The 20,614-nt window shown below is 36.5% G+C and carries 15 protein-coding genes, 1 tRNA gene and 1 pseudogene; 4 read left to right on the forward strand and 13 right to left on the reverse strand.

All coding sequences use genetic code 11. The features are described 5' to 3' along the window. Positions 1–906 precede the first annotated feature (906 nt). A tRNA-Val gene (locus BMY80_RS08125) sits at positions 907–984 on the forward strand. A gap of 28 nt (positions 985–1,012) precedes the next feature. On the opposite strand, the gene hemW is transcribed toward BMY80_RS08125, so the two are convergent. The 4 genes and pseudogenes from hemW to BMY80_RS08145 all read right to left on the reverse strand — a co-directional run bounded on the left by hemW (position 1,013) and on the right by BMY80_RS08145 (position 7,386). After that, positions 1,013–2,155, reverse strand: a complete 1,143-nt coding sequence (hemW, locus tag BMY80_RS08130) for a radical SAM family heme chaperone HemW (RefSeq protein ID WP_093142655.1) — start codon at positions 2,153–2,155, stop codon at positions 1,013–1,015. Between the two features lie 2 nt (positions 2,156–2,157). Beyond that, on the reverse strand, positions 2,158–2,772 hold the full coding sequence (gene rdgB, locus BMY80_RS08135; protein ID WP_093142658.1) for an RdgB/HAM1 family non-canonical purine NTP pyrophosphatase: 615 nt from the start codon (positions 2,770–2,772) through the stop codon (positions 2,158–2,160). Between the two features lie 166 nt (positions 2,773–2,938). Further along, positions 2,939–6,190 (reverse strand): annotated as a pseudogene (locus BMY80_RS08140) (efflux RND transporter permease subunit). A 17-nt stretch (positions 6,191–6,207) separates the two neighbouring features. Further along, positions 6,208–7,386: an efflux RND transporter periplasmic adaptor subunit gene (locus BMY80_RS08145; RefSeq protein ID WP_037318635.1), complete on the reverse strand. Its 1,179-nt coding sequence runs from the start codon at positions 7,384–7,386 to the stop codon at positions 6,208–6,210. A 272-nt stretch (positions 7,387–7,658) separates the two neighbouring features. On the opposite strand from BMY80_RS08145, the gene BMY80_RS08150 reads away from it, so the two are divergent. Together BMY80_RS08150 and BMY80_RS08155 are read left to right on the forward strand one after the other, a co-directional pair. Beyond that, positions 7,659–8,279 (forward strand): TetR family transcriptional regulator, encoded by a 621-nt coding sequence (locus BMY80_RS08150; RefSeq protein WP_031578704.1) that lies wholly within the window; start codon positions 7,659–7,661, stop codon positions 8,277–8,279. A 321-nt stretch (positions 8,280–8,600) separates the two neighbouring features. Next, entirely contained in the window at positions 8,601–9,644 is a 1,044-nt protein-coding gene (locus BMY80_RS08155) for an OmpA family protein (RefSeq protein WP_031578705.1), read from the forward strand. A gap of 140 nt (positions 9,645–9,784) precedes the next feature. Here BMY80_RS08155 and gyrB read toward each other — a convergent pair whose 3' ends face one another. Further along, positions 9,785–12,217: a DNA topoisomerase (ATP-hydrolyzing) subunit B gene (gene gyrB / locus BMY80_RS08160; RefSeq protein ID WP_093142660.1), complete on the reverse strand. Its 2,433-nt coding sequence runs from the start codon at positions 12,215–12,217 to the stop codon at positions 9,785–9,787. Between the two features lie 200 nt (positions 12,218–12,417). On the opposite strand from gyrB, the gene BMY80_RS08165 reads away from it, so the two are divergent. After that, entirely contained in the window at positions 12,418–13,398 is a 981-nt protein-coding gene (locus BMY80_RS08165; RefSeq protein WP_093142663.1) for an agmatine deiminase family protein, read from the forward strand. Between the two features lie 53 nt (positions 13,399–13,451). Here BMY80_RS08165 and BMY80_RS08170 read toward each other — a convergent pair whose 3' ends face one another. The 8 genes from BMY80_RS08170 to yihA form a co-directional block, all read right to left on the reverse strand. Next, positions 13,452–14,507, reverse strand: coding sequence for a CobW family GTP-binding protein (locus tag BMY80_RS08170; RefSeq protein ID WP_031578708.1), 1,056 nt, complete (start codon positions 14,505–14,507; stop codon positions 13,452–13,454). Beyond that, positions 14,500–15,180, reverse strand: coding sequence for a hypothetical protein (locus tag BMY80_RS08175; RefSeq protein WP_031578709.1), 681 nt, complete (start codon positions 15,178–15,180; stop codon positions 14,500–14,502). Before BMY80_RS08175 ends, BMY80_RS08170 begins: the two co-directional genes overlap by 8 nt. 2 nt (positions 15,181–15,182) lie before the next feature. Continuing rightward, positions 15,183–15,422, reverse strand: coding sequence for a hypothetical protein (locus BMY80_RS08180; RefSeq protein WP_031578710.1), 240 nt, complete (start codon positions 15,420–15,422; stop codon positions 15,183–15,185). Continuing rightward, positions 15,419–16,378, reverse strand: a complete 960-nt coding sequence (locus tag BMY80_RS08185) for an alpha/beta fold hydrolase (protein WP_093142666.1) — start codon at positions 16,376–16,378, stop codon at positions 15,419–15,421. Before BMY80_RS08185 ends, BMY80_RS08180 begins: the two co-directional genes overlap by 4 nt. 8 nt (positions 16,379–16,386) lie before the next feature. Next, complete coding sequence (gene spoT, locus BMY80_RS08190; RefSeq protein ID WP_031578712.1) at positions 16,387–18,525, reverse strand: bifunctional GTP diphosphokinase/guanosine-3',5'-bis pyrophosphate 3'-pyrophosphohydrolase; 2,139 nt, start codon at positions 18,523–18,525, stop codon at positions 16,387–16,389. Positions 18,526–18,713: 188 nt separating this feature from the next. Then, complete coding sequence (gene rpoZ, locus BMY80_RS08195) at positions 18,714–19,001, reverse strand: DNA-directed RNA polymerase subunit omega (RefSeq protein ID WP_031578713.1); 288 nt, start codon at positions 18,999–19,001, stop codon at positions 18,714–18,716. A 153-nt stretch (positions 19,002–19,154) separates the two neighbouring features. Continuing rightward, positions 19,155–19,796: a guanylate kinase gene (gene gmk, locus BMY80_RS08200; RefSeq protein WP_093142668.1), complete on the reverse strand. Its 642-nt coding sequence runs from the start codon at positions 19,794–19,796 to the stop codon at positions 19,155–19,157. Further along, complete coding sequence (gene yihA / locus BMY80_RS08205) at positions 19,793–20,494, reverse strand: ribosome biogenesis GTP-binding protein YihA/YsxC (RefSeq protein WP_031578715.1); 702 nt, start codon at positions 20,492–20,494, stop codon at positions 19,793–19,795. The genes gmk and yihA overlap by 4 nt, the downstream gene beginning before the upstream one ends. Between the last annotated feature and the right edge of the window lie 120 nt (positions 20,495–20,614).

Raw genomic sequence — 20,614 nt, forward strand, 5'->3', positions numbered from 1 at the left:
AGTAATAACGAAGTTAGAGAGCTAATGCCTGATAACTGTTTAATTAGAGTAAATTTATAGCCGGATGTGATTACTTAAACATCTGAAACTGACAGTGATTTAGATAAGACGTTTTTCATCAAGAAGGTTTGAATTATCTACGATGTAACTATGATGGCACTATGAACAGTGATCCTCGACAACAGACAAATAGAATTCGCGGCGAACCATTGACCTGAGGTATCCAATCCACGTATAACAGAGTGGCCAATGCCGTGCTTACACTGAGGAAAATGTATTGCCTAAATTTCTGCTTGACAAAGGTCGTTTCATAACAGTTACAGATTGCTCTCTGCTAAAAAAGCAAATTTATTGGCAAAGAATTAACGTTTAAATTAAAATAAGGGTGGTCAACTTCTGATCGTTTTAGTGGTCAACTTTTTCGATCGTTCTACAAGGACTAATCTGTAGCATAACTGATGTTAGTTACTATTCTTTGTTCTTGATTAAGAGTAAAACAGTAGATATCAAAATTTAAGAATCTCGTTTAACTCAACGTAAGTTAATTCATGGTACTTATCATCTGAATATTTCTAACTTAAGTGTCACGTAGGAGTGATATCAATACTGCTAAGGTTTAATCATTGGGTAATTACAGACTGATAGCAAATTACAATCATTCCAGATAAGAAATGTATTATCCTTTTGTTAGCTTCGGTAGGTATCTTATTGATTTAAAAAGAAGAGTGAATAATTAAATTGAACATTATGTTAAATTCTAAAATAGGGAACAATGTTCCACGTGAAACAAATAAATTAGAGCAATAATTGTTCTACATGAGAACAATAAGAGTTTTTAATTATAATTATTCAAATTAATTGTTGAATTTTAAAAATAATAGTGTAAGATAAAGCTGTTATTTCAATGCGTCTTTAGCTCAGCTTGGTTAGAGCATCACCTTGACATGGTGGGGGTCGTTGGTTCGAGTCCAATAAGACGCACCATTTCTTCATTAGACTTTCAAAAGTTATTTCATAAAAAATCTTCAAGCATTTGATTGATAAATAATTGACCTTTTTCTGTTATTGTGATTTTATCTTTTTCAATTGTTACAAGATTATCTTCAGAATATTTTTCGAATAGATACCTAATATTGTTAAATGACAAACCTGTGTAGTTTTCGTATTCATTTATGGATAGAGGAGTGAATAATCTTAATCTGTTAAGAAAATATTCAAATGGTATATTCTGTTCAGGAATTATTTCATTGGATAAATATATCTCCTGAGGTTGATTTTCTAATAGATTGTTTATATATGTGCAGGTATTCTCAATCCTGGATTGTCGGCGTATTTTATTGTTTATAGTCAATTTACTGTGAGCACCGGCACCAGCTCCCAAATAATCACCAAAAGTCCAATAATTAACATTATGCTTACATTGATATTCTTTCTGAGCAAATGCACTGACCTCGTAGTGATGATAACCGCTAGATTTTAGTAAATCATAACCTTCGATGTAAATTGAATCAATAACATCTTCATCAGGAAGAGAAGGTATACTTTCAGCATAAGCGGTTCCTTCTTCTATGGTAAGCTGATACCATGATATGTGTCTAGGGTTAAGGGATATTAATTCTTTTAAATCATTTATCGCATCAGCATATGTTTGTCCAGGTAGAGAATGCATTAAATCCAAATTAAAGTTGTCATAGTATTTGCTTACGGTTTCCGCTACCTTGATAGCTTCTTTTCGTGTATGAATGCGATGAAGTATTTTTAGAAATTTATCGTTAAGACTTTGGATGCCAATACTGAGTCTGTTTATTCCGATTTCTCGATAATTTCGAATATCGTCAGATGATACGGTACCTGGATTTGCTTCCATACTGATCTCGGCATCAGCGGAAATAGTAAAAAATTTATTTACTGCATTTAAAATCTGATCAATTTTCTTGGGTGAGAAAAGGGTGGGGGTGCCTCCGCCTATATAAATTGTTTCAACTAATCTATTGCTAGTTAGTTCTGAGTATAAACTGAGTTCATGAATCAAAGCTTCAACGTATTTATCTACAATTTCTTTTGAAGATATTTTTTCTGAAAAGAAATCACAGTACGGACACTTGCGTATACAGAATGGAATGTGTATGTATAAACCCAGTTTAGGAATGATCATATCTATGCACCAAATTTCTTTAAAAGAACGTCAAGCATATCATGCATTGCCTGACCTCGATGGCTCAATTTATTTTTTAGTTCAGGAGATATTTCAGCTGCAGTTTGTCCTAGCAGAGGTATAAGGAAAGAAGGATCATATCCAAAACCATTTTTACCTTTTTTTTCTAAAATGATTTTTCCTTCCCATGATCTCTGGCAGATTACAGGGGTAGGATCAAATTCATTTTTCATAAAGACCAAAACGCACCAGTATCTTGCCGTTCTTTGATTTTCTGGAAAAGCAGAAACTTCCTCAATTAGTTTATTTAGATTTTCCTCATCTGTTGCATGCTCACAACTGTATCTTGAAGAATATACACCTGGTCTTCCGTTAAGACAGTCAACTTCAATTCCAGAGTCGTCAGCGATAGCAGGAAGACTTGAGTATTTTGCTGCATTACGTGCTTTAATTATCGCATTCTCTACAAAGGTAGTTCCGGTTTCTTCTGGAGTAGGAACGTTGAATCTGCTTTGCGGAATTATTTCAATATCAGTCAATTCCAACATTTTATTGAATTCTGCACACTTGGCTTTGTTTCCTGTTGCCAATACAATTTGTTTTCCTAAAGTACTCAATTTATTTCTCTTTAAATTATTCTACGTAGTCACTCTTGTATTCATTATCAAAGAATACTATTTGCGATTAGTATACGCATAAAAGATAGTAATTTCTATAAAAAAGGGAATCACCATATGTAGTGATTCCCTTTTATCAATCTAATTCAGACTATAGATGTTTAATTTAAACAGCTTCAGTTTCAGAAGTTTCTGAAATCTTTTTTCTTGGCTTGTATTTAGTAAAGTATCTCATTACCAATACAAAGAAAATTGGAACGAAGAATACGGCTAAAACTGTTGCTGACAGCATACCACCTATAACGCAGATACCTATTTCATTACGACCTGCAGCACCGGCACCTGTACTTATTGCTAAAGGCAGAACACCAAGTATAAATGCAAATGATGTCATGAGAATAGGGCGCAAACGTATGCGGGATGCTTCTACCACTGCGTCTGTCAGACGATGTCCTTTATCATATAATTCTTTGGCGAATTCTACGATAAGAATAGCATTCTTTGCTGATAAACCGATAGTGGTTAATAAACCAACTTGGAAATAAACATCGTTCTCAAGAGGCTGGCTCCAAGGAATTAAGAATGGGAACATCTGAGTCAGGAAGGCTGCACCAACGGCACCAACCACACCTAAAGGTACAACAAGCATTACAGCGAATGGGATGCTCCAGCTTTCATAGAGAGCTGCCAGACATAAGAATACAAACAGTAGTGAGATGGAGTAAAGGGTTAAGGAATTTGAGCTAGCCTGTCTTTCCTGGAATGATACACCGTTCCAGGCTATGCTGTATCCAGGAGCTATTTCTTCAACCAGCTTTGTCATCTGATCCATTGCCTGTCCGGTAGATATTCCGTTGGCTGCTTCACCCTGAATTTCAACTGCTGATACGCCGTTGAATCTTTCAAGTCTTGGTGAACCGAAATCCCAGGAAGACTTTGCAAATGATGAGAAAGGAACCAGCTTACCTGAATTGTTCCTTACGTACCATTTCTGGAGATCTTCTTCGCTCATACGTGAAGAAGCTTCAGACTGTAAGTAAACCTTTTTAATACGGTTTCTATCCATGAAGTCGTCTACATATGAAGAACCCCAGGCTGCAGATAAGGTATGGTTGATACTGAGAATAGATAATCCCTGAGACATTGCTCTAGGGTAGTCAACATCAATTTTCAGCATAGGAGTGTCATCCATACCATTGGCTCTCACTCTGGTTAAGAGTTTTGCTGATTCACCTTCAGTGGTTGCTCTAACAATCTTTTGTCTTACGTCCATTAATGCCTGATGACCATTCTGTGACTGGTCCTGAATGAACATATCGAAACCAGCAGCGGTACCTAATTCAGGTATTGCTGGCAGGTTGAACGCAAAAACAAGACCTTCACGAATTCCCATAAGTCTAGGAAATGCTCGTTGAACAATCTGTCTTACATGCTGATCGTTACGTTTTCTTTCTTTCCAGTCTTTGAGTTTTATAAAAGCCATACCAGCGTTCTGGCCACTACCTGCGAAAGAGAAACCTACAATACCCATTATGGATTCAACATTTTCTTTTTCTTCGTCAATAAAATAATCTGATAACTGGTTGATTACTTCTCTGGTTCTTTCCATTGTCGCTCCGGCAGGTAACTGAACCATTGCCATCAGAACGCCTTGATCTTCTTCAGGGACGAATGATGTTGGAATGCGAACAAACATGGATACAGTTGCAATACAGATTGCTATATAAAGAATAACATACAGGTAGAGCGACTTAACAACTATACGAACGCATTTAACATAAAGATCTGTTGAGAATAGGAAAATTTTATTAAAGATGCTGAAGAAATTATTAAGAATTACTTTGTTTAAAAAATTTCCGATAGCATCTTTCAATTTAAGAAGAACACCTGTAAATCCTTTATATTCAGGTTTTGCTGTTTCATCTTTTAGAATTGTGGCGCAGAGTGCGGGTGTTAATGTTAAAGCTGAAAATACAGACAGAACCATTGCTGAAACAATAGTTATTGAGAACTGTCTGTAAATAACACCTGTAGAACCACCAAAGAAAGCCATTGGAATAAACACTGCTGAAAGCACCAGAGCAATACCAACGAGAGCACCGGTAATCTGATCCATTGATTTCTGGGTAGCTTTATACGGATTCAACCCTTCGTTGTGCATAATACGTTCGACGTTTTCAACCACAACTATCGCGTCGTCAACTAACAGACCTATAGCAAGAACGACACCAAACATGGTTAGGGTGTTAATTGAGAATCATAATACAGACATTATTGCAAATGTACCGAGCAATACAACAGGAACAGTTATGGTTGGAATGATGGTTGCTCTGATATTCTGCAAGAATACATACATAACCAGGAATACTAAAATAATAGCTTCAAACAAAGTATGCATTACTTCGTTTATGGATATTTTTATGAATGGTGTTGTGTCGTAAGGATAAACGATTTCGTAACCTGCAGGCATGTATTGTTTCAGTCTTTCAACTTCTTTTACAACTCTTTCTGCTGTTCCGATTGCATTAGCACCTGAGGCTAGACGAATACCGATACCAGTTGTAGGCTGTCTGTTATATTCACCTGCAAACTGATAATTTTCAGTACCGATTTCAACAGTGGCCACATCCTGAAGCTTAACAAAAGAACCATCTTCGTTCATGCGAATTATGATATTTCTGAATTCTTCAGGAGAGGTTAATCTTGATTGACCTCTGATGGTATAGTTATACACCTGACCAGGAACTGCAGGGGCATTACCTAAAGAACCATAGGTAACCTGAGCATTCTGTTGCTGGATGGCTGATTCTATTTCAGAAATTGTAACGTTGTACTTGTTTAACTTATCAGGAGAAACCCAAATACGTAAAGCGTATTCCGCACCGAAAACTGTAATATCACCTACACCTTCCAAGCGGCTTAGAGGTTCTTTCATTACAGAGTGTGCGTAGTCAGAAAGGTCATATTCCTTAATAGAAGGATCTTTGGAAATCAGACCAACAACCATAAGGAACGCATCAGTACTTTTTTTAACATCAATACCATTTTGCTGAACAACTGTAGGTAGCTGTGAGGTACACTGATTAAGTTTGTTCTGTACCTGAACTTGTGCAATATCTGGATTGGTGCCTGGTTCAAATGTAATTTTTATTTCTGATGAACCGTAACCATCGGATGATGAACTCATATACATGTATCCATCAAGACCGATCATGTTCTGTTCTATGATTTTGGTTATGGTATTTTCAACTGTTTCAGCATTTGCACCAGGGTAGTTAGAGCGTATTGTAACAGTCGGAGGGGCAATAGTAGGATACTGCGAAACAGGTAATGTATTGATGGATAGAATACCTGCAAGCATAATTACTATTGCCAGCACCCATGCAAAGATGGGGCGATCAATAAAAAAGCGAGCCATTTGGAAATTCCTTTATTTTATTTATCTGGATTATTGGCTGGTTCAGGTTTATTTTCAATTGGAGTTACCGGAGCTCCTGGACCAATTTTCTGCAGATTTGACGTGATAACTTTGTCATTGGCATTGATGCCGCTTGTAACAATGTAATCATGATCATGTTCGCCACTGATGGTAATGTTATGCTGTTCAACAACATTCTTATCTCCATCCTGTTTTATGGTATAAACCATATTAGTGCCATTGTTCTGTCTGAGCACTGCAATTTGAGGAACTAGAAGGACTCCTTTCTGAATTCCCTGATTAACATTGGCTTTTATATACATGCCCGGAAGAATATCCTGATTTGGGTTAGGTACTTTTACGCGAACATTAACCATACCAGTTGATTCGTCAACTGTTACTTCAGAGAACTCTAAAGAACCTTTTTGCTCGAGTTTTTCACCATTTTCTAGGAATAATTCAACCTGTTCATTACTTGAATTGGATTCAAATAATCCCTTGGCCATGTTTTTCTTTAGATTAAGATGTTCAGTAACTGAAATTCCAAGATCCACATAAATAGGATCAAGTTGCTGAATAGTAGCCATTGGGCTTGCCTGACTGTTTGTAACAAGAGCACCTTCCGTTACATTGGAACGTCCGATAGTCCCGGTTATCGGTGCGTAAACTTTAGTATATGCTAAATTGATTTCTGCAGATTTAACTGCTGCTTTTGCGGCGAGAACTTGAGCCTGGGCTGCCTTATTATTAGACAGGGCGTCATCATAATCCTGTTTGCTTATTGCATTTGTATTGACCAGTTTACTGAATCTGTCATATCTGAGCTGGGTTGCATAAAGGTTTGCCTCAGCCTGTGCCAGGGATGCTTTTGCACTGGCTAACTGAGCTTCATAAATCGAAGGGTCGATCTGATAAAGCTGATCGCCTTTGTTAACAACTGAACCTTCGGTAAAAAAACGCTGAAGAATTACACCGGACACCTGTGGTCTTACCTCTGCGGTTCTGACGGCTGTTGCTCTGCCAATCAATGATGATATTACAGGAACATCTTTAGTTTTGATTTCCTGATAATCAACAGGGGCCGCAAAACCTTGTTGATGCTGTTCTTGTGCTTTATTGCATGCAGTTAGCGATGAAGCTGCCAACATACATACACATAATGCCGACAAATTTATTATTTTTGATTTTATATGCATTTGTGTGCTCCAAAATATGTGTGTTTAGTTTTAATTATATAGTTTTTTTGTTTAATTTTCTATACATACATGTGAGAATGTATATATATTTTAATGTATAATATAAATGAGTTTGCATCGTTTATTTCTTAAAATTACCGTATATATGAACTAAAATTTTTATATACAGTCATTGTTTTTGGTCTGAAGATGTTTAGTGTTTTTATTCGTGTTATACATTGGTTTAGTCTTATTCTGAATTTGAAGAATATTTGAGCAGAGAGTTTACAGAAATGGTTAGAAAGACAAGAGAGGAAGCCCTTAAAACAAAGTTGAAAATTATGGATGTTGCAAAACAGCTTTTCTGTGAAAAAGGGTATGAAAAAACCAATCTTAGTGATATTGCTGATGTTGCTGGCGTAACCCGTGGAGCTATATATTGGTATTTTCAGAATAAAGATGATTTGTTTGTTGAAATATGCAAGGCGATGGTTAACACAGAGTCTAATCTATTCCATTCGATTGAAAATATAGATTCAAGCGTTTCTCCACTCGATAGTTTAAGGCAATGGCTGTATACCATTAACGTATCGTTGAAAAATGAAGACAATATTCTTTTTTCAAAGATTATTTATAATGTGTTGTGGGGAAATCATGGAAGCAAACGTGTAAAAAAGATGCTGATGGATATAAACAACAGTTTTAACAGGAACTATGTTTTATTAATCAGAGAAGCTATAAAGAAGCATGAACTTCCGTCTAATGTAGACGCAGAAAAAGCAGCCAATTTTCTTTGTTCTGTAATTACAGGATATATTATCAGATATGTGGATGGATCGCAGGACGATATCATTCATTATAATAAACAGATAGTTGACCTTATATTGGATCAGATACCAAAGTTTGTATTTTAAGATTTTTTCTCTGTCTGCCGAAATGATTTATAGAATAATTCACAGATTATAAAAAATTTTTTACAATATTTGTGTTTGATACTTTTGTACAGAAAAACGTTATCATTATTAGGAATTAGATATAATATATAATTTTTAATATATAATTATTTGTTATTTATTAAAAAATAGTGTTATTTTTGTTAATTTTTGTTGTTTGATTTTTAACTATCCTTAATATATAATGATACTGTCTAAATATATTTAAATATAATAGAATCGTATAAAAATTTTTAATTCTTTTATAGTTAAATGAAATTAATAACGAAGGAAGATATTATTATGAAGAAAAGTTTATTAGCTGTTGCTGTATTAGGCGCCTTTTTAGGTGGTAATACATTTGCTGCTGAAGCAGAAACTGGTTACATCGGTGTTAAGGGTGGCTGGAGCCATGTAATGGGTCATCAGGCACGTTGGGCTGATACCGTAGATCGTAAGACCAGCAATGATTTTGATGCTGGTTTATACGCAGGTTATAACTTTGCTGACTTCTTAGGTGTTGAAGCTGGTTATGACTATCTCGGTAAGTTCGCTAACAAGGGTATCAGCGAAGGAAAGGCTCTCAACGATTACTATGTTCACGGTGCTGAATTAGCTCTCGTTCCATCATATCCTATTACCAAGTCTTCAGACATTTTCCTCAAGGTTGGTGCTTTATTCGCTACTGTAAAGGATGATGCATATAATCACAGTTCATTCAACACCGCTCCATTACTTGGTGCCGGTACCCGTATTGGTTTAGGTGATGACTTCACCCTCCGTCTTGAATATTTATATGCTCACAAGATCGTAGACAGCGTTTCAAAGTTTGGTTATGCTCCAAACCTTCAGAACGTAAACTTAGGTCTTGAATGGAAGTTCGGTGGTGCTGCTCCAGCTCCAGTAGTTGCTCCAGCTCCAAAGGCTCCAGAAACTGTAGTTGTTAACGAAACTATCTCTTTAGACGCTGAAACTTTATTTGATTTCGGTAGTGCTAATTTATCTTCAAACGGTAAGAACCGTATCGCTGCTGAAACTCAGAAGATTCGTGACAACGACCTTAAGGATGTTTCAATCCGCGTTGAAGGTCACACTGACCGCATCGGTTCTGACAAGTACAACATGAACCTTTCTAAGAAGCGTGCTGAATCTGTAGTAGAAGAATTCATTGCTAACGGTGTTGATCAGTCTGTTATCAGTGCTGAAGGTTATGGTAAGACCAGACCTGTAACTGGCACTGCTTGTGACAATATCAAGAACCGTAAGAAGTTAATTGAATGTCTTGCTCCAGACCGTCGTGTAGAAGTTAAGTTCAACGGTGTAAAGCAGATTATTGAAACTAAGTAATATCAAGTAGCTTAAGTTTTATAATAGACACTAAAAGAGGAAAAACTTTGTTTTTCCTCTTTTTATTTGTATTTAGCAGATTTGAAAAAGCAAAAAAAAGGGAGAAATTTTATATTTCTCCCTCTAACGATTATAATTGATTAAGCATCTATTTCGGCTAAATGTGCATTTTCAGAAATAAACTCTTTACGAGGAGCAACTTCTTCGCCCATAAGCTTAGTAAACGCTTCGTTAGCCTCTATAGCATCGTTTAATGTTACCTTAAGGAATACGCGATGATCAGGATTCATTGTAGTATTAAACAATTCATCTGGATTCATTTCTCCTAATCCTTTGAATCGCATAATCTTAATTCCACTTAAGCCTTCTTTGAGAAGGAAATCGTGAACCTGACCAAAATCGGTTACAGTTTTAGTCTTTGCACCACATCTTACATAGGCATTTTCTTCCAAAAGCCCATTGATGATTTTTGATACTTTGGCGATTTTACCGTAATCCTGACTTACAAAGAATTCGTATGGTAAGTCATACTCCTTGGTCACACCATAGTGAAGAACACTAACTTCAGGGTAGTATAACTGCTTATCTTCTCTAAACTTTGTATGTACGGTGTAAACTAAGCCTGGAACCTCTTTCTGCTTTAACCTTGATTCAAAACTGTTTTTCCAGTTTTCAAATTTAGCAGAGTCTTTCATGTCTTCTTCTGTTAACGGATCAACAAAGACGAGTTCGCTGGTAAGCATTTCTGGTATACGTCTATCAATACGTCTGTAGAGAGGGAACAGATTTACGTATTGAAGGAATATATTCTCCAGAGGTTCACCAAAAATAGGTGGAGCGTCAGGGTTAACGAAAAGCTGAGCTTCGTTCAACGCCAAAGAAGTTTCGTATTCATTCTTCTCAACTTCATCAGTAATGTATCTGAAATTCTTTTCTGATTTGCTGTATTTATAAAGCGGAGGCTGAGCAATGTAAATATGACCTCTTTCAATCAGATCCGGCATCTGTCTGTAGAAGAATGTAAGCAGAAGAATTCTGATATGAGCACCATCCACGTCCGCATCGGTCATGATAACAATGTTATGATATCTGAGGTTGTCAGGATTGTAAGCATCTCTAATGCCACATCCCAATGCTGTAATTAGTGTTCCGATAGTTTCAGAACTGATGATTTTATCAAATCTGGTTTTTTCTACGTTGAGAATTTTTCCGCGTAACGGCAATATAGCCTGATATTCAGGTTTTCTACCCTGTTTGGCACTACCACCTGCGGAGTCACCTTCCACTATATATAATTCGCATTCTTCAGGCTTTTTGCTTGAACAGTTTACAAGTTTACCTGGAAGATAGGAAATAGCATCTTTTTTGTTCAGGCGTTCTCTGATCTTCTTAGCTTCTTTTCTGTATTCTGAAGTTGAAAGAATTCTTTCAACAATAAGTTTGGCTTCAGTTGGATTTTCATTTAAAAATTCTAAGAATTTTTCACTTACGACTGAACTTACACAGGATGAAACTTCGGATGATACCAGCTTATCTTTGGTCTGTGATGAAAATTTAGGATCCGGCACCTTGACGGAAACAATAGCTGTGATACCGTCAACAGCGTCACTGTGCAAAATATCAACGTTTTCTTTATCTTTCTTAGGAAGGAATGAACACTCTTTGATGTATTCCTTAACAGCAGACACCAGACCTCTGCGGAATCCATCACGATGGGTACCGCCGTCTTTTTGCGGAATGTTATTGGTAAAGCAGAATGTATTATCTGCATAAGCATCAGTGTACTGTACTGCAACTTCTACGTTGATACCTTCTTTCTGATCGAATTTGGTACAGTAGAATAATTTTTCAGTAAGCTTGTTTTTACCGTTATTCAAGTATTCAATAAAAGACTGAATACCACCCTGGTAATGGAATTCGTCGTGTTTATTTTCTACTCGTTCATCAGTGATGTTAATTCTTACACCTGAATTAAGGAAAGATAATTCTCTTAACCTTGTTTGTAATTTATTGTAGTCAAATTCGGTAATTGCAAAGATTGATGGACTTGGCCAGAAATGAATTTTGGTTCCAGTCTTATCTGTATCTCCAATGGCTTTCAACGGAGCAGTAGGATGACCACCATCTACATATGTCTGCTGCCATACATGTCCCTGTCTCTTGATGGTTAGCTCAAGCTTATCTGATAAAGCATTTACAACAGAAACACCTACACCGTGCAGACCACCAGAAACCTTGTATGAATTCTGATCAAATTTACCGCCTGCGTGAAGTATGGTCATAACAACTTCAGCTGATGATACACCTTCTTCAGGATGAATATCTACAGGTATACCTCTACCATCATCTTCTACGGAAACAGAACCGTCAGCATGAATTACAACGTTTATGTTCTTGCAGAATCCAGCCAATGCTTCGTCAATAGCATTGTCAACAACTTCGAAGACCATATGATGCAAACCTGAACCATCGTCTGTATCACCGATATACATACCTGGTCGTTTGCGAACAGGATCCAATCCTTTTAAAACCTTGATGGAATCCCCATTATATTCTTTATCTTGTTCGCTCATAGTTATATTGTTCTCGTTTAAACTCCATGTAATCTGATACACAAAGGAGTTTTGTTTATATAATATTAAAATACTTGCGAATTATAGCATATTACAGCTTTTTTTTAAATTCGTACGCGTCTGATATGCGTTTACAGAGACATTTCAATATGCTTAAATGATTATGTCTGGATTGTCTACATTTAATCGGGGTGAGGGGTATGAATTGTATTTATTCTGAACATAATACTCAAAAAGCCGTTTGGGCTTTTTGGCCAAGCAGTTTATGCGATTATCATGATAAAGGAGTTCCCGCCCAGAAGTCTTTTGCTAGGTTTGTTTCGGCAATTTCTATGCATACACCTGTGTTTGTAGCTGTATCGGAACATGAATATGACAGAGCACGTTTTATTATCCCTAAACATATAACGATGTATAAGATATCGTATGATGGTGTTTATTCAGATGATTTAAATCTGAAATGGCTTAGTGAAGATGGAGAGCCTCGTGTTTCTATCGGAAAGAGCATTTCACACTTGGCAAGAACAGTGTTAGAGGATTTAAATAAGAATCATAGTATCAGTTTTTCAGAGAATGAATTTCCGTCTCAATTGGATTTTGAAACTGATGGGGCTGGAACCTTTGTTATTCTAGAAAGCAGTTTGAATAAATGTGGATTTGATTCTGAATCAGTGGCAGACAGATTAAAAAAATTTGGGGCAGTTAATAAAATTCTTATTGTGAAGGATAATGAATTTCCTGACATAAGAATTGATTCTGTGAGGAATTTGCTAAGATTTGTCATTCCTGGAGTGGTTATTGTAAATAATATTCCAAATAATGAGAATAATCCGTTATACCGTCTTTTCAGTTATGTATATACGTTGATTGCGGGAGAGAAAAATATCGACGGAAAAGAGTTCAAAATACTCACAATTCCTTTTGGCAAGTATGAAGGAGTTGTTTATCATCCTGATTCAGAGCAATATAAATACAGTGTAAATAGCAGCTATCTGAATTTTTTAATTACTAATCAGAGTATTGTTCTTCCTTTAATCAATCCAGAAAAAGATAATCAGATACTGATAAAAATGCACGAAATAATGGGGGACTTCGGTGTGGACGTTAATGGAGTAGAAGCCTGTGATTTATTGGCAGACGGGTTGGATTTTCATAAATTAACCATGCCTGTGTATAAATAGATGATTATTAAATTTGTTAATTTCCCCCTGTTAACAGGGGGAAATTAATACAATTATTCAGAATCATCCAAAGGTCTAATCATCTGTTTTAACATATGTTCAACCTGCTCAGCAATTCTCGGTGAAACAATCACTACCATCTGAGAGAATGGTTTTCCTTCCCATTCGAGCTGATTTGTTACAGGATAACATTCCCCCTGTACTCCATGTATTACGAAAGGATAACCTTCGTCAAAGTCGAAAATACCTTTTAATCTGATAATCGATTCTCCAAACTGTGAATTAAGCGCATCAAAGGCGTGGACTACAGTAAATCTGTTTAAAGGTTTATCAAATGAAAGGGCTATTGTCTGATAGTTCGAATGAGTTGGTAAAGTTTTATTCATTACACCTGATAATTTCACAGGAGCCATACCTGATGCAAGTTTATAATCACTTCTTTTTGAATTAATCCATTTCATTACTGTCTTCAAATCTTTAGGCGTATTGAATATATCAAAAGAAGTAAATGCATCCATTGGTGGATTATCCAGAGTACTTAAAAATACGTCAGCTGACTGATTCAGGTCTTCAGCTGTATTTTTTAATGCTTCAATTTCATCCTGAGATAATCTGTCTGTTTTGCTGATAATGATTTTATCAGCCATGGCAATCTGTTTTACAGCTTCGTAATTTTTAGCAAGTTCTTCTTTTGCGTTTACACCATCGATGACAGTGATTGTTCCTGCAAAGCTGTAATTCAGTAATATTTCTTCATAATGGAAGATCAAATCAATGATTGGGGCTGGATCAGCGATACCTGTAGTTTCAATGATTACTCGGTTAAAAGAGAATTCAGGATTATTGTCTTTTTCTTCAATCAGATAATGTAAAACATTTACGAGACCATCCTGAACGGTACAGCATATACATCCAGAGTCGAGAACAATAACAGGATTGTCACCTGAAATGAGTTTATTATCTATAGGAATTTCTCCAACTTCATTGATAATAAGAACTGTTCCTTTCATTTCAGGTCTGTTAACAACCTTGTTTAAAAGGGTTGTTTTTCCACTACCAAGAAAACCTGTCAGTATCTGTAATGGAATCTGATTAAATATGTTACTCATTTATAAATTCCGATGTTTTTAATAAAAATTTGGACGCCTGAATAATGTTTTTCTCTATATCTATCCAATTGTTGTCGTTTTGCAGTTGCAGGGAGGAGATATGAGATGTGCAGCAGGCGGCTACATTAGGTTCTTTGATGTAAGCAGGAACCTTATTCAGTGTTATACCTCCTGAAGGCATGAATCTTACATCGTAATCATTGTAAACTTTACGCAGGAAATCTAAGCCACCACATTTTTCCGCTGAGTAAAATTTTAGCACAGAAAAGCCCATGGAATGAGCAATATTTAATGTGTCTATGGAATTCACACAGGGAATGTATGCCAGATTGTGTAAGCAACAGAATTCCATAAGCTTACTGTCAAATACAGGAGATATCAGGATATCCAGTCCCATGTTTTTAGCTCTGACCATATCATCAGTAGATAAGCAGGTACCTGCAAAAATATACATGTTTGGATATGTTTTCTGAATGTGTGTGACGATTTCGTTTATATGCAAAGAATTCATTCTGACTTCAACAGTTCTAAATCCATATTTGTAGTATAAGGATATAAGTCTTTGGTAATCAAAATCGTCAGTTATATCTATTATTGGTATTATTTTGCTACTGGCAACAATTGACAGAATATTATCGGCAAAACATCCTTTGCTTTTTGTCAATTCCCTCATGATTATTCCTCAGAATCGTCGTCTAAAGAATCTTCATCATCTGCAAAATCATCATCTTTGTATCTGTAGGAATCTTCATCGTCCAAAGGATTTCCATCTGCATCAATAGCGATTCCATCTTCGTTAAATACAACATTTCGATCCCAGACTACGAAATCATCTTCATTAAAATTTCCTTCGTTGGTGTAATTTCCGTCATCATCTGAAAAAAAATCATCTTCATCAAAATCATCTGGTCTCATGATAATACCCCTTGTGTATTCTGTTGATTATCATCTAACTGCAAGAATTTCATTATTGACTGTATTGCCTGTTTTCGGTATGGATCATCTTCAATGAGAATATCATGCAGGCAGTCAGATATGCAGAGCATTTCCGGTGGAAAAGCACTGTTTTCAGCTGTTTTTTGTACAAACCTGAGAGCGTCAGGAGATGAAACTATATTATCATTTCCTGCAATTACGAAAAGAGATTTGAATTTGAAATTGTATCTGTATGACCGTACATCATTCAGACATCTTAGGGCTGCTCTGAGCCATTCGGTTGTTATGCCTCCAAGTTTTGCTTCTGGGTATTTTTGATAGAGAGCATAATATTCTTTATTTTTATCTTCACTGTGGGTATTGGCATCTACTCCTACCACTCTTGGTCTAAAGTAATCGTTAAAATAGAAAAAACTAACTTTTTTGGATGAATTCAGACGATTGATAAAGTCTCTTAGGTGAGTGATTGCTTTGATGAAACAATATGGTAAATGCTGTTTAAGGCCTAGAAATGGTGAAATAAAAATACATTGTTCAATTTTGTCTGCCATAGCCTTATTCTGCAGTGCTTTTAAAGTAATCAGTCCCCCCATAGATATACTGATTACTGTCAGAGGCATATGGCCGTACAGTGTATCTACTACATCCACCAGATCATCCGCATAAGTATCAAATGTATCAATATGACACATCTGACTGTCTTCTGTAATGCGGGGACTAAAACCTTGTCCAATGTGGTCATAAATGATGACTTTTATTCCGCAGGCCGACAGAAGTTTGTAAAAATCCTGATATTTATATAGCATTTCATTCCTGCCCGGAACAATCAGCACCTGACTATTTATAGGATTTTTAGGATGGTAGATCATCCCCTCTAAAGAATGCTTTCTGGTGCTGATTGTAACTCGTTCAGGAATAATATTTTCTGCTGACATATTGGATTTTATCCTTTACGGCGAACTACACGATTAATATTATTCAATGCCTTGATTTTTCTGATGATATTAGCTAAATGCAGTCTGTCTCGTACGGTTACAACCAAATTTAGGATATAAACCTTGCCTTCTTTGGTTTCAGAGCTGATTTGGGATATATTGGCCCCGCACACGGAAACGGCATTACTGATTTCGCCTATCATTCCCTGAATATTAACCATTTCAATTCGGAGCCCGGCTTCAAAAACTTCGTTACAGGCATTATTCATATCCCAGCTCACAGGTAAGAACTGTTCATTAGGATTGGATGTTTTTAAATTTGCACAATTGCTTGTATGAATTACAAGTCCTTTACCAGGATTAACGTGAGCAATAATTGCATCTCCAGGTATAGGGTGACAACAGTTTGCAAATACGTAGTTGAGCCCGCCTGTTCCGTTGATCGAAGAAGGTGGAAGGGTTGCATGAGGCTTTTTGCCTGTAGGAAGGTTCATGGCATCATTATTAAGAAGCTTGTTTGCTACGATGACCGTAAATAAATTGCCTAAGGCAATATCCACATAAAGTTCATTAAGATTATTTTTGCCAAATTCCTTCAGAACTTTATCAATGGTTTCCTGAGGGATATTCTCAATTCTCGTGGAGCCCATTGCGTTACGTAAAAGTCTTTTTCCGAGAAGTTGACATTCTTCCTGCTTAAGTCCTTTAAGGTACTGTCTGATTTTACTTCTTGCCTTGGAGGTCACAACGCTGTCTAACCAGATTGCATTTGGCTGTGATACAGGAGATGTTAGTATCTCAACACTTTGGCCTGATGACAGAGGCCTGTTAAGAGGAAACGGGTGATGGTCAACTCTTGCACCTATACAGTGCTGCCCAATATCACTGTGAACTGCATAGGCAAAGTCAACAGGAGTAGCCCCGTTTGGTAGCTCATAAATTTTACCCTCTGGTGTGAATACGTAAATTTCTTCAGGGAAGAAATCTGTTTTAACACTTTCAATAAATTCAAATGAATTGCTTGCACTCTGCTGCAGTTCCAACAGACTTTTGAGCCATCTCTGTGCATGAATCTGAGCAGAAGAATCAACAATCTCTGAACCGTTTGTTTTGTAATACCAGTGAGCAGCAACACCTTGATTTGCCATCTGATCCATGAAATCTGTGCGAATCTGAATTTCTATTGGAATGCCATGAGGACCAACGAGAGAAGTATGTAGAGACTGATAACCATTAATTTTAGGAATGGCTATATAATCCTTAAATCCGCCAGGACGGGGCTTAAACAGATTATGCATCTGTCCGAGAACACGGTAACAGGTGTCAACATTATTTACAATAATTCTAAACCCGTAGACATCCATAATTTCATGAAACTGTATTTCTTTTTTAACCATTTTCATGTAGATTGAATACAGATGTTTTTCTCTTCCCTGAATTCTGTATTTGATATCAGTTTCTTCAAGTCTGCCGTTTATATCGGCGAGAATTGATTTGATGATTTCTTTCCTATTGTTTCTTGCATGCTTCATAGCATCCTTGAGAATGCGATAACGCATGGGGTACATTGCCTCAAAACCTAATTCTTCAAGTTCGTTTTTTATACTGCTTATTCCTAAACGATTGGCAATAGGGGCAAAAATTTCCAATGTCTCCTTTGCAATTCTTCTTCTCTTGTCTGGTCTTAAGGCTCCAATGGTTCTCATATTGTGCGTGCGGTCTGCAAGTTTTATCAGAATAACTCTGATATCACTTGTCATGGCCATAATCATTTTTCTGAAATTGGCAGCCTGAGCCTCTTTGTGATCATGAAACTGAAGTTTATCAAGTTTTGTGACACCTAATACTAGATGAGTAATAGTTTCACCAAAAAGAGAATTAAGCTGCTCAGCATTGATAGGGGTATCTTCGACAACATCATGAAGAAGAGCAGCCATTATTGTTTCGTGATCCAGCTTCATATCAGCCAGAATATGAGCAACAGCTACAGGGTGAGTTATATAAGGTTCTCCGCTAGAGCGAACCTGTCCTTCGTGAGCGTTCTTTGCCGTAGTGTATGCCTGCTCAATTCTGGCAATCTGTTCAGGAGGCAGGTATGTTTCGAGAGTTTTTTTTAGATTATCAAATAAATAGAGAACCGTACTCATTGTGGATATTCCTTTAATTTATAAGATTATTATATCATCAAAATCAGCCTGCAAATTTACATTGTATGCGTTTAATATGATGAATATCCATCAATACGACACAAAAATAAAACAAGGAAGATTACATAGGTAATCTTCCTTATGTCGTAAACTTAAAAACTTGTTCCATGCGGAACAGGTTTGCAATATTAATCGAAAAGACTGGTGTTTTCTAAAGGAGGAACATCTACCATTTCTGCAAATTCTTCTGAATTCTTTAAGCGTCCCTTCTGATCCTGCTTATCCATGAATTCTTCAGAAATTAAGCCTTCTTCGATTTCACGAAGAGCTATTACTGTAGGTTTGTCATTTTCGATCTCAACTAAAGGATCGCAACCATTTACTGAAATTTGACGAGCACGACGAGCAGCAGTTAAAACAAGGTCAAAACGATTACCAACCTGTTCTACAGCATCTTCAACAGTAACACGAGCCATAAAAATCTCCTAAAATTTTTTTCAGTCCGCACATTTTATCACGCACGATGAAATATGACAACATAATACAAATTTTGTGATGAACAAAGTAGTTTTTTCATTTCTGATAAATACTATCCAAATATTCCGAAATGAAATTTCGGATATACATGATTAATTATTCTGTTCAGTGTAATTTGCCAACAAATTATCAAGTATGGCTTTTTCATTGTTTTCTATAATTGTGCGTGAATGACGATTTGCATTAATGATGCACCACAAATCATTAAGGGCTTTTTCGAAATTATCGTTAATCAAGCAGTAATCGTATTCGTTATAGTGAGAGATTTCTCTTTGGGCTTTGTTCATTCTGTTAGCAATGACCTCTTCAGAGTCCTGAGCTCTTTTAACCAGTCGATTGTGCAGCTCTTCAAGACTAGGAGGGAGAATGAATATGCTTTTTGCTTCAGGCTCCATTTTTCTCATCTGTCTGGCTCCCTGCCAGTCAATATCCAGAAAAACATCCTGTCCGTTATTCAGTGCTTGCTGAACCAGTTCTTTTGAGGTCCCGTAATATTTGTCGAAAACCTGGGCCCATTCGTAAAAAGCGTTTCGATTAATCAGATTTTTGAATTCATCAACAGAGACAAAGTGGTAATGCACATGGTCTACTTCGCCAGGTCTTGGAGGTCTCGTGGTATGGGAAACTGATAAATACATGGAGTTGTCATTATTATGCTGCTCAAATAAAGCCTTTAATAAGCTAGATTTACCTGCTCCGCTAGGAGATGAAATTATATATAGGGTTCCTTTCATTGTTCTTCCTTGTAACCTTTTGTCCAAGCCTGCTCGTCAATATCCAGTTCTTCATCAGATTCTTCGTCATTATCAGGAAAATCAGGGAATGCAGTTGTTTCTTGAAATTCACTGTAAAAACGGTTGAGAATTTCCTTAATTTCGTTTAGTCCCTGTTTGCTGAGTGCTGAAAAAGCGACCAAATTATATGTGCATCCAAATTCTATTAGCTGTCTTTTGACATCATTTATGGCATTCTTTCTTGCATTATTGGCAAGCTTGTCACTTTTAGTCAAAATAATGAGTACTTCAATGTTGGCCAGTGCTGCCCAGGTGATAATCTGTCTGTCCAAATCCTTAAGCGGATGTCGTATATCCATCAGAACAACGACTGCCTTTAGAGATTTTCTTTTTTGCAGATATTCAGTAAGTGATCGTTGCCACTTCTTTTTTACTGTTAATGGAACTTCGGCATATCCATATCCTGGAAGATCCACAATTCTTTTATTTTCTTCAATTTCAAACAAATTGATAAGTTGGGTTCTTCCTGGTGTTTTACTTGTTTTGGCAAGATTCTTCTGGTTTGTAATACAGTTAAGAGCAGTTGACTTTCCCGCATTTGATCTGCCAACAAAAGCTATTTCAATACCGGTATCATCCGGAAGCTTGGTAATGTCAGGTGCACTTGTAATAAAGTGTGTTTTCTGAAAATTTATCATTTGTCTGTTCTCTGTGGAGGTATGACAGCCAAAAGCTGTTAAGTTTTAGGTCTGTATTTCAAAATTTCATAAATATAATATGCCTGATAAGGAATAATAAGACTAACGCCTCCAATTAGG

The organism is Ruminobacter amylophilus (assembly GCF_900115655.1).
In the GTDB taxonomy this organism is placed as follows: Bacteria; Pseudomonadota; Gammaproteobacteria; order Enterobacterales; family Succinivibrionaceae; genus Ruminobacter; species Ruminobacter amylophilus.

What these genes read in the sequence shown, in the direction of transcription:
- hemW (WP_093142655.1), bottom strand. Translation starts at nt 2,155, where the DNA reads ATGATCATTCCTAAACTGGGTTTATACATACACATTCCATTCTGTATA.
- BMY80_RS08145 (WP_037318635.1), bottom strand. Translation starts at nt 7,386, where the DNA reads ATGCATATAAAATCAAAAATAATAAATTTGTCGGCATTATGTGTATGT.
- BMY80_RS08150 (WP_031578704.1), top strand. Translation starts at nt 7,659, where the DNA reads ATGGTTAGAAAGACAAGAGAGGAAGCCCTTAAAACAAAGTTGAAAATT.
- BMY80_RS08155 (WP_031578705.1), top strand. Translation starts at nt 8,601, where the DNA reads ATGAAGAAAAGTTTATTAGCTGTTGCTGTATTAGGCGCCTTTTTAGGT.
- gyrB (WP_093142660.1), bottom strand. Translation starts at nt 12,217, where the DNA reads ATGAGCGAACAAGATAAAGAATATAATGGGGATTCCATCAAGGTTTTA.
- BMY80_RS08165 (WP_093142663.1), top strand. Translation starts at nt 12,418, where the DNA reads ATGAATTGTATTTATTCTGAACATAATACTCAAAAAGCCGTTTGGGCT.
- BMY80_RS08170 (WP_031578708.1), bottom strand. Translation starts at nt 14,507, where the DNA reads ATGAGTAACATATTTAATCAGATTCCATTACAGATACTGACAGGTTTT.
- BMY80_RS08175 (WP_031578709.1), bottom strand. Translation starts at nt 15,180, where the DNA reads ATGAGGGAATTGACAAAAAGCAAAGGATGTTTTGCCGATAATATTCTG.
- BMY80_RS08180 (WP_031578710.1), bottom strand. Translation starts at nt 15,422, where the DNA reads ATGAGACCAGATGATTTTGATGAAGATGATTTTTTTTCAGATGATGAC.
- BMY80_RS08185 (WP_093142666.1), bottom strand. Translation starts at nt 16,378, where the DNA reads ATGTCAGCAGAAAATATTATTCCTGAACGAGTTACAATCAGCACCAGA.
- spoT (WP_031578712.1), bottom strand. Translation starts at nt 18,525, where the DNA reads ATGAGTACGGTTCTCTATTTATTTGATAATCTAAAAAAAACTCTCGAA.
- rpoZ (WP_031578713.1), bottom strand. Translation starts at nt 19,001, where the DNA reads ATGGCTCGTGTTACTGTTGAAGATGCTGTAGAACAGGTTGGTAATCGT.
- gmk (WP_093142668.1), bottom strand. Translation starts at nt 19,796, where the DNA reads ATGAAAGGAACCCTATATATAATTTCATCTCCTAGCGGAGCAGGTAAA.
- yihA (WP_031578715.1), bottom strand. Translation starts at nt 20,494, where the DNA reads ATGATAAATTTTCAGAAAACACACTTTATTACAAGTGCACCTGACATT.